Source organism: Thermoplasmata archaeon, assembly GCA_038729465.1.
GTDB lineage: Archaea > Thermoplasmatota > Thermoplasmata > Thermoplasmatales > ARK-15 > JAVRLB01.
In genome coordinates, this window is the sequence record JAVYRZ010000035.1 from 1 (window position 1) to 8,957 (window position 8,957).

8 protein-coding genes and 2 tRNA genes are annotated in these 8,957 nt (G+C 35.6%); 4 read left to right on the forward strand and 6 right to left on the reverse strand.

Annotated elements, in window-relative coordinates:
* Positions 1 to 172 precede the first annotated feature (172 nt).
* Positions 173 to 247 (reverse strand) — tRNA-Ile (locus QXQ25_06745).
* A gap of 114 nt (positions 248 to 361) precedes the next feature.
* Between QXQ25_06745 and QXQ25_06750 the strand changes: the two genes are divergently transcribed.
* The 3 genes from QXQ25_06750 (at position 362) to QXQ25_06760 (ending at position 3,051) form a co-directional block, all read left to right on the forward strand.
* Positions 362 to 434 (forward strand) — tRNA-Gly (locus QXQ25_06750).
* 118 nt (positions 435 to 552) lie between these two features.
* Positions 553 to 2,787 carry a CDC48 family AAA ATPase gene (locus QXQ25_06755; GenBank protein ID MEM0161398.1) on the forward strand — a complete coding sequence of 745 codons (2,235 nt, stop codon included), beginning with the start codon at positions 553 to 555 and terminating at the stop codon, positions 2,785 to 2,787.
* Positions 2,788 to 2,802: 15 nt separating this feature from the next.
* On the forward strand, positions 2,803 to 3,051 hold the full coding sequence (locus QXQ25_06760; protein MEM0161399.1) for a PRC-barrel domain-containing protein: 249 nt from the start codon (positions 2,803 to 2,805) through the stop codon (positions 3,049 to 3,051).
* Between the two features lie 15 nt (positions 3,052 to 3,066).
* On the opposite strand, the gene prf1 is transcribed toward QXQ25_06760, so the two are convergent.
* Both prf1 and QXQ25_06770 read right to left on the reverse strand, forming a co-directional pair.
* Positions 3,067 to 4,275: a peptide chain release factor aRF-1 gene (prf1, locus tag QXQ25_06765; protein MEM0161400.1), complete on the reverse strand. Its 1,209-nt coding sequence runs from the start codon at positions 4,273 to 4,275 to the stop codon at positions 3,067 to 3,069.
* A gap of 475 nt (positions 4,276 to 4,750) precedes the next feature.
* Entirely contained in the window at positions 4,751 to 5,614 is an 864-nt protein-coding gene (locus tag QXQ25_06770) for a DMT family transporter (protein MEM0161401.1), read from the reverse strand.
* A gap of 90 nt (positions 5,615 to 5,704) precedes the next feature.
* Here QXQ25_06770 and pyrH point away from each other — a divergent pair, with 90 nt between their 5' ends.
* A complete protein-coding gene (pyrH, locus tag QXQ25_06775; GenBank protein ID MEM0161402.1) occupies positions 5,705 to 6,424 on the forward strand; it encodes a UMP kinase in 720 nt (239 codons plus the stop codon).
* On the opposite strand, the gene QXQ25_06780 is transcribed toward pyrH, so the two are convergent.
* From QXQ25_06780 to QXQ25_06790, 3 genes are all read right to left on the reverse strand, one after another.
* Positions 6,409 to 6,795, reverse strand: a complete 387-nt coding sequence (locus tag QXQ25_06780) for a hypothetical protein (GenBank protein ID MEM0161403.1) — start codon at positions 6,793 to 6,795, stop codon at positions 6,409 to 6,411. The two genes, pyrH and QXQ25_06780, sit on opposite strands and share 16 nt — an antisense overlap.
* Complete coding sequence (locus tag QXQ25_06785; protein ID MEM0161404.1) at positions 6,792 to 8,111, reverse strand: cyclic 2,3-diphosphoglycerate synthase; 1,320 nt, start codon at positions 8,109 to 8,111, stop codon at positions 6,792 to 6,794. Before QXQ25_06785 ends, QXQ25_06780 begins: the two co-directional genes overlap by 4 nt.
* Positions 8,112 to 8,464: 353 nt before the next feature.
* Entirely contained in the window at positions 8,465 to 8,647 is a 183-nt protein-coding gene (locus QXQ25_06790; GenBank protein ID MEM0161405.1) for a hypothetical protein, read from the reverse strand.
* Positions 8,648 to 8,957 lie beyond the last annotated feature (310 nt).

Below are 8,957 nucleotides of genomic sequence, written 5' to 3' on the forward strand. Positions count from 1 at the left end.
AAAATATAGTAAAATGAACCCGAAAAAAATATTATATATTGGAAACACAATTTTAATTTTGTCTCACTACCGGAAAAATAGTAACATAGACTAATTATTATATTCTCGAAAAGATGTCACTTTAAATAGGGATGCAAAATTTTCAGGCTTATCTATATCTCCCTGTACCAAGTGGGGCTGAGCGGATTTGAACCGCCGACCTTCCGGTTATCAGCCGGACGCTCCAACCATGCTAAGCTACAACCCCAAAATTTTTTTCTTAAAATGATAAATACTAATTTATATTTAATATTTTTTTATCTTACTGCGAATTATCAATCAAAACTTTAAAATATCTTATATGATTTCTCTTAAAAAGTTTGCAGGTGTGGTGTAGCATGGTAGCACTAAAGCCTTCCAAGCTTTCGACTCGGGTCCAAATCCCGACACCTGCACTGTTATAAAATATATTATTATGCATAATTGAACAGACTGTATTGCTTTGCAATTCTAAAAAAATAGAAATATTTTTAAACTAATTTTATTATTGTCTATCAAAAAAGGTGGTAAATTATGGACAATGAAAATTCAATGATCTTAACCGTTGGTGAAGCTCCAAGTACAGATGTAGGCTTAGGAAGAGCGAGAATCAATCAAAGCATTCGTGAAAAATTAGATCTTTCCATTGGTGATATCATATCAATTACAGGGTTGACAAGCAAAAAAACTACTGCGTCATTGGTCTACAGAAGCTCTAGTGAAGATGAAGGAAAAAAGATAATACGGATAGAAGGTGATATCAGGAGAAATGCAGGCGTTACGTTGGGAGAAAAAGTGTTAGTTGCAAAAGCTAATGCTGTTCCAGCCAAGCTTGTTGTATTTTCTCCAATCATTGAAAAAGGCCAAAAGTTGAGGTTTGGAGAGGGAATAGAAGAGTTTGTAGCAAGAATGTTAGAGAGAAGGCCTATTGTAGAAGGAGATGTATTGTTAATACCAGGAATTACTTTGATGGGAAGAACAGGCCCGAAATTCAAAGTGATAAAAACAAACCCGAAAGGGATATTGATCGTAGATGAACTTACAAAAGTAGAGCTTAAAGAAGAGTCTGTTGAAGAGATATCTGAGAAGGTTACAGGTGTAACTTATGAAGATATTGGAGGGCTGACTGAAGAGATCAGAAAAGTAAGAGAGATGATAGAGCTTCCACTAAAACATCCAGAATTATTCGAGAGACTGGGTATTACACCACCAAAAGGTGTATTATTGCATGGTCCACCGGGTACAGGTAAAACTTTGATAGCTAAAGCTGTGGCAAATGAGTCAAATGCATCATTTTTCTTAATAAATGGTCCGGAGATAATGAGCAAGTATTATGGGCAAAGTGAAGAAACGCTGAGGAACATATTTAATGATGCTCAGAAAAACGCACCGTCCATAATATTCATAGATGAGATAGACTCAATAGCACCAAAACGTGCAGAAGTGCAGGGAGAGGTAGAAAGAAGAGTTGTAGCTCAGCTTTTGACTCTTATGGATGGATTAAAAGAGAGAGAGCATGTGATTGTTATTGGTGCCACAAATCTGGTCGACAACGTTGATCCTGCATTAAGAAGACCTGGCAGGTTTGATAGAGAGATAGAGATTGGAATACCGACGAAAGATGGAAGAAAGGAGATTTTGCAAATTCATACTAGACTTATGCCTTTAAATTTAAAAGATGAGTCTGAAAAAGATAAGTTTTTAGAGGAGATGGCCTCGATCACGCATGGTTTTGTAGGAGCGGATCTTGCGTCGCTGGCTAGAGAAAGTGCTATGAAAGCGTTGAGAAGATACTTACCAAGCATAGATTTAGACAAGCCGATACCCATAGATATCTTGCAGAAAATGACAGTAGAAAAAGATGATTTTAAAGAGGCATTGAAAGAGGTAGAACCCAGCATATTGCGATCTGTTTTATTAGAGGTTCCAAATGTAAAATGGAGCGAAATTGGAGATCTTGAAGATGCAAAACAAGCGTTGAAAGAAGCGGTTGAGATGCCCATCAAAGAGCCTCAAAAATTCAAACTAATGGGAATCAGGCCTACCAAAGGCATATTGTTGTATGGCCCACCAGGAACCGGTAAAACGTTATTAGCAAAGGCAGTAGCGACAGAGAGCGAGATGAACTTTATAACCATAAAAGGACCCGAAGTGCTTAGTAAATGGGTTGGAGAATCAGAAAAGGCGATACGTGAGATCTTTAAAAAAGCTAAGCAAGCATCACCGGCCATAATATTCTTAGATGAAATAGATTCTATTGCACCCAGAAGAGGTATGTTTTCAGATTCAGGCGTAACTGAGAGAATGGTAAATCAGTTACTTACGTCTATGGACGGAATAGAGAATATAGAGGGAGTAGTAATCATTGCTGCATCAAACAGGCCCGAGATCATAGATCCCGCACTTTTACGTGCTGGAAGATTTGATCGTTTGATTTATGTATCTCCACCCAATAAAGAGGCTCGGCTTAAGATCTTGGAGATACACACTAGAAAGATGCCACTCGACAAAGGCCTGAATTTGCCAGATCTAGCTAGCAGATTAGAGAATTATGTGGGATCAGATATAGAAAACTTATGTAGAGAGGCAGGAATGATAGCTATCCGAGAGAATCGAGCTAAAGTAACAGCGCAGGATTTTGAGAGTGCGATGCAGATAATAAAACCGTCTCTGAATGAGGAAAGTATAAAATACTACAATGCGATTGGTGATTTGATATCAAAAAACGTAGAGACAAATAAAAAAGAAGAATTGCAATATTTTAGGTAAATGGAGGACAAAACTATGAAAAAGTTTGTGACTGAATTAAGAAGCAAAACAGTAATGACAAATGATGGAATAATACTCGGAACAATAGACAATTTTGTAGTTGATACAGATACAGGGCAAATACAACATTTATTGGTGGTACCATCTGAGGATCTTGAAGCAAGAGGATATGAAAAAGATCATCAAGGCAGATTAATACTGCCATTCAAAAGCATGAAATCTGTAAAAGACGTGGTAGTATTAGAACTAAAAGAAACTAAATAACATTTTTTTTATTTTTTAATATCTTAAGATTGCTCCGATTCCGCCAAATGCATTTTGAAATATTTTACCTTCTTCACTGTCAGTGCTTATAAACTCTATTTTAGCGTTTGTGCTTTCAGCAAGTTCATAAAGTTCTTCAACTATATCATGCTGTTCTTTAACAACCATCGGTACATTGCAGTCTGGGCAAATCTTTTCTTTAATTACACTAACAGTTTCTGTTATTTCTTTATGGCAATTTGGACACTGCCATACTACCTTGTTCTTTCTTAACCCTTCAGACAGGATCAATGTATCAACTTTAGATGCAACCAATGCTGCACGAACCTCTTTCTCCCCGTAAGTAGCGTGGCTATCAGTGCTTTTTTTAATTTCTCCCATAAAACGATCTATAATCTTTTTTTCGTGTGCTATTTCTAGATTGTCTATCGCATCTGCTGCTTTTTCAACAAGCTCTTTTAAACCATATTCATCTGTGTATCCAGTATCGAATAGTTCCAAAATCTTTTTTTGAAGCTCATAATGCATAAACTCTTTTTCTGCAAAAAACTCTTTTGTAGCACCTGGACCTCCGATAAATATGCCTTTTAGATTTTTTTGTGTTAAAAAAGCGTTGCTGGCCGTCTCTCCAACTTTTACAAAAAATTCATGTGCTGCAATTTCTATCAATCTTTCAAACCTTCGTGAAGACTGACCTCCCTGATGATGTTTGCTCGGAACCTGCGACTGTATATTTTTCACTACCTCTATTTTGGTGCCTCTCAAGTACCCGATAGTAGCCTCGCTTCTATCTATTACTATCAGTCCATACACATCTTTCTCTCCCAACATTGCTGTTAGAGGATCTAGATAAAACTTTGAATCGCATCTATAGATCATAGATGAAATTGGTTCTGGTGGCTCAATGATGAAAGTGACCATCTCTGTCTGGTCTCCTTTGGTAGGTATACTTCCTATAAACATTGCCAATCCTGTAGGTGGTGGAACTTTGTACATTTTAAGCCTGCTCATCATAGACTCTATAGCGCTAGTAACATTTTTTCTAGTTCCCTTGCTCTTTATATTTGATGATGTTGAATATTCATCTCTTAGATATGATATAACGTCAAATATCGGTTTGTTGGGAGGTACATATAACGATATCAGTTCTGTACCTCTTCCTTCAAAGCTCATCAACGACTCTAGTGCTTTTTTAAATTCATAGCTTTTAATGTTATCTGGCATCTATTTATTCTCCGTTTTTATATTACATAAGCGAGATAACTATTTATTATTTATTGTTATCGGGCATTGTTAAATTTCGATAATTATTATGAATGTATCGATAAAACAGTTGTTATACTAACCAGCATTTCAAGCAGATAGAGAGTTAGAGATTAAAGTGCCAAGGTCCAAAAAATTCTGTTTTACTACTACCATTTTGTAAATCCATTATGTTTGGCAACAACGTTTCTATATACATCTTTCCGATTTGTTTTATTCTTTTAAATATAATATACAAAACTAACAAATTTAAATCGTTATATTTTTCTAGTAAAAACAACACACTCAGTCTAGAGAATAATAAATTTTTTGCAATGTCCATAACACTCCTCTCCTCTATTTGTTATTTTTCAATTACTAGATTTATTCTCTTATGAAACTGTTCAATCTACTTATCTTACAATGTTGTTTTTAAGCTGAAACAATATTAGTAATGTCAATAATGAACTAGCGCAATCATAAGACCTATAAATACAGCTACAATGCCGACAAGCTCTATTTTTGTATATCTCTCTCTCAGAATTATTATTGCCAGAATTACTGATACGGGAACTGATAAGATAGTTATTACGCCAGTTAAAGCTGTACCATATTCAGATATAAATATTCCGTAAGCAGCATTTCCAAGACCAGAAAAGAACCCTCCATAAATCGCAAGCATTTTCATATTTCTATGTTCAGCACTGGATTTTTTTACAAATGCTACATTTACAATAAATAATAGTAAAAAAATAAAAGAGTATAAAAGATAAGTATAAAATATTGGAGAAGTGGAAGATACAAACGAAAAACATACCCATTCAAGAGCCCAGAGCACGGGAGAAAGAGTAAGAAAAATAAAAGATTTATCCACTTTTATTTTGGTTTTGTTCAATCCTTTAATTCCTATCAAATATAATCCAAACAATGATACTAAAAGCCCAAATAATATATTATATCCAGGAAAAATACGATACGCGATCGCACCTATAAATGTGATAAGCAGTCCTTGCAAATTAAAAATGGTACTTGAAATGCCAGCAAAGGTACCTTTAAGCCCTATGTATCCAAAGAAATATGCTACTGCTCCAAAAATCGATGAAATCAATATTATTATGAGATCTTGGTTCCATAGATATCCAATTCCTATCTTAGGGCGAATAGCAATGACTTCAATAGTCATTACGACAACGGCACCAAATATATAGTACATCGTAAATCGCTCAGGTCTCATTTCTTTTAGTGACACTTTAGAAAACAATACTGCGACAGAAAATCCAATTGTAACTAATACAATAAGCGTAACTCCTATTATATTCATTCAGCAATCAATAGCATTTTCGATATTTAATAATTTCTCAGAGTGATTTTATCAACATCGAAAATAGAAAGATATATAATTTATGAGGTGATGTATAATAATAATATGAAAAGTATAGAGACAATCGTGATTTCACTTGGTGGTTCGGTGGTTGTACCAGATAGTGTAGATACTGACTATATTGAACAATTCACTGCGCTTTTAAGAACGTACAAAAACAAGAGATTCTACATTGTTGTTGGAGGTGGAAAAACAGCCAGAGTATATATTAAGGCTGCTCGATCGAGAGGCGAAAATGAGTACATGCTGGATAAGATTGGCATATTTGCCACGAGGCTGAACGCATCCATACTTTTAACATATTTGAGGGATCTGGCATATCCAAATATTCCTGCGACCGTTGACGAGGCTGCTGAAAATGTGGATAATTATTCAGTAATAGTGATGGGCGGCACTGAACCAGGACATACTACAGATACTGTATCCGTACTTCTGGCCGAACGCTTAAATTGTAAAAGAGTTATAAATGCAACTGCAGTGGATGGAATATACGATGTCGATCCAAAAAAGGACAAAAACGCAATGTTATTAAAAAATATTGATTATAAAGATGCGGTTTCTTTGACCGTTTCAGAAATGATTAATGCGGGTCCAAATGTGGTTTTAGATCTGTTATCGATAAAATTGGCAGAGCGAAGTAATATAGAGATTGATGTGATCAACGGAAAAAACCTGGACAATTTTAAAAACTGCATTGAAAACAGGCAGTTTTACGGTACAGTGGTGAGCAATTATCACTTAAAGAAGTAGCCAACTATGTTGACTATAACTGCCACGATGAACCACGATATCAGTACCGACTCTACTGTATAGATTCCAAAAAACAACTTGTAAGAGCCAAGAACTAATACAAGCATCAATGATCCATATGTTTTACAGCCAAACAATGCGTATGCTCTTTTCCACTTTACCTTTATGGTCATGTATCCAATAAGTGTGTATAATAAGAGCACTAAAAAAACTAGTATTGGCAGGTTTATAGAGCTCAGTAAAATTATGAAACTCAGTGTATTAAAAAAAACGCTGCTCCATGTTACTCTTTTATGTTCAACTACTATACCATAATAAATAACAACTAATGCGCTAAGAATAGAGGCATATTCGGGAGTTAAAAAAATCATGAAAGGGTTTTGGTAATTTTATCCAAAACCTGAGTCAATGTTGGTGTGCCTATCTCCTGCAATTCGTATCTTACTCTGACAATTGGCTTGTTTATTTTTATTACTCTAGTTAGATCGATCGGTGTGCCTGATACCACTAAATCTACAGGAGTGTTGTTAATAGTTTGCTCCAGTTCCTTTATCTGCTGATCTCCATATCCCATAGCCGGCAGATAATTGTGAATTTGTGTATATTTCTCGTAAGTTTGTTTTATGGAACCTACTGCATACTGTTTTGCATCAACAAGCTCTTTCGCACCGTATTTTATAGATGCAAGCACTGCTGCACCATAAGCCATGCCACCATGGGTTAATGTTGGGCCATCTTCGATAGCCAGCACTTTTTTGTCTCTGATTACAGTGGGATCATCGATGAAGAACGGAGAAGCTGCATCTATTACTATCGCTTTAGGATTAAGTAAGTTTATGTTTTTTCTGATAATTTCAATATTGTCTGGATTTGCAGTTTCTTCTTTATTAATAATAATAACATCCGCCATTCTCATGTTTGTTTCACCAGGATGATAAGTCATTTCGTGGCCGGCTCTGTGAGGATCTGCAACAACAATGTGTAAATTGGGCTTGTAAAATGGTATATCGTTATTTCCGCCATCCCATATAATAACATCCGCTTCTTTTTCAGCAGCTCTCAATATTGCTTCATAGTCCACACCCGCATATACTATGGTCCCCATCACAATATGTGGCTCGTACTCTTCTCTTTCTTCTATCGTGCATTCTTGTTTTACAAGATCTTCAATGCTGCTGAATCTCTGCACTTTCTGCTTTACAAGGTTACCGTATGGCATTGGATGCCTGATTACAGCTACCTTCAATCCTTTATCTTTTAAAATCTGGGCAACCTTCCTGGTCGTCTGGCTCTTGCCTGAGCCGGTTCTTACAGCACAGATCGCTACGACCGGTTTAGTGCTCTTAAGCATGGTTTTAGCACTGCCCATCAATCTAAAATCTGCACCGGCAGCATTTACAATTGAGGCTTTATGCATTACATACTCATGACTCACATCACTGTATGCAAATACTACTTCATCAACTTTTAATTTTTTAATTAAGTCTACCAGCTCGGCTTCCGGGTATATGGGTATTCCTTCAGGATACAATTTACCAGCAAGTTCTTTTGGATATGCTCTGTTTTCTATGTTAGGGATCTGAGTAGCCGTGAATGCTACAACTTTATAATCCACATTATCTCTATAGAAAACGTTGAAATTATGGAAATCTCTTCCTGCTGCACCCATTATCAATACATTTTTCATAATGTTATCACCTTAGATGGGTATGTCTTATATTTATATATATTTTTCACCTCGATCGATGGCAGAAATAAATCGTTGAATCAATTGTTATTTAACATTAAATTCGTACGTATTAGAAAGCATTGGTAATAGATTTTATTTAAAAGTATGTACCTCCTACATTTTTATATTTTAGAATTCAGCCATTTTCTGAGACTTTTTATCTGTAACACTATATAAATGTAATCTAACGGTTTATTTCTGACATGGGTTTTTGGTAAATATGCCTCTGAAAATTCATTTAATTTTAACAGTTTTGCAAGCTTTTCTGAATCTTCTCTATCATTCTTTTTTTGCTGATCTGTATATAAAAGCTAGCTTTTTTTTGGATCTGCTATGTGCACTGAAAATCCTGTATCTCTTAGCAATCTTGTTATATATTTAGATGGTGTTGATGATTCAAGTGCTATTTCTGGCATTTCAAGCAGATATTTTCCAACAAACTTGTACCAGGATTCTTCATTGTTCTCTATTTCATACTTTTCTATTTTTTTCATCTTACTCCATTCTTGTCACGTATACCAAATCCATATGTAGATACAATTCAATTATCATTTCACCACCCATTAAGTGATTTATGAAAGATTATAGAGCTGGAGGTCTCGACAATCTTCTATTCACCTTTGTTTCAAGGTACTGTGTCGAGACGAAGAAGTGGTCAACCTCATAGACGATCTCGAGAGCCAAGAGAAAGATCGACCACATATCCGACTCTCACGATAAAATCGTCATATGTTATCGCGGTCAAATACCTTTTTCAGACCCCATTATAGAATAATTTATCCCTTCATGCTATCTTCTCCTAAC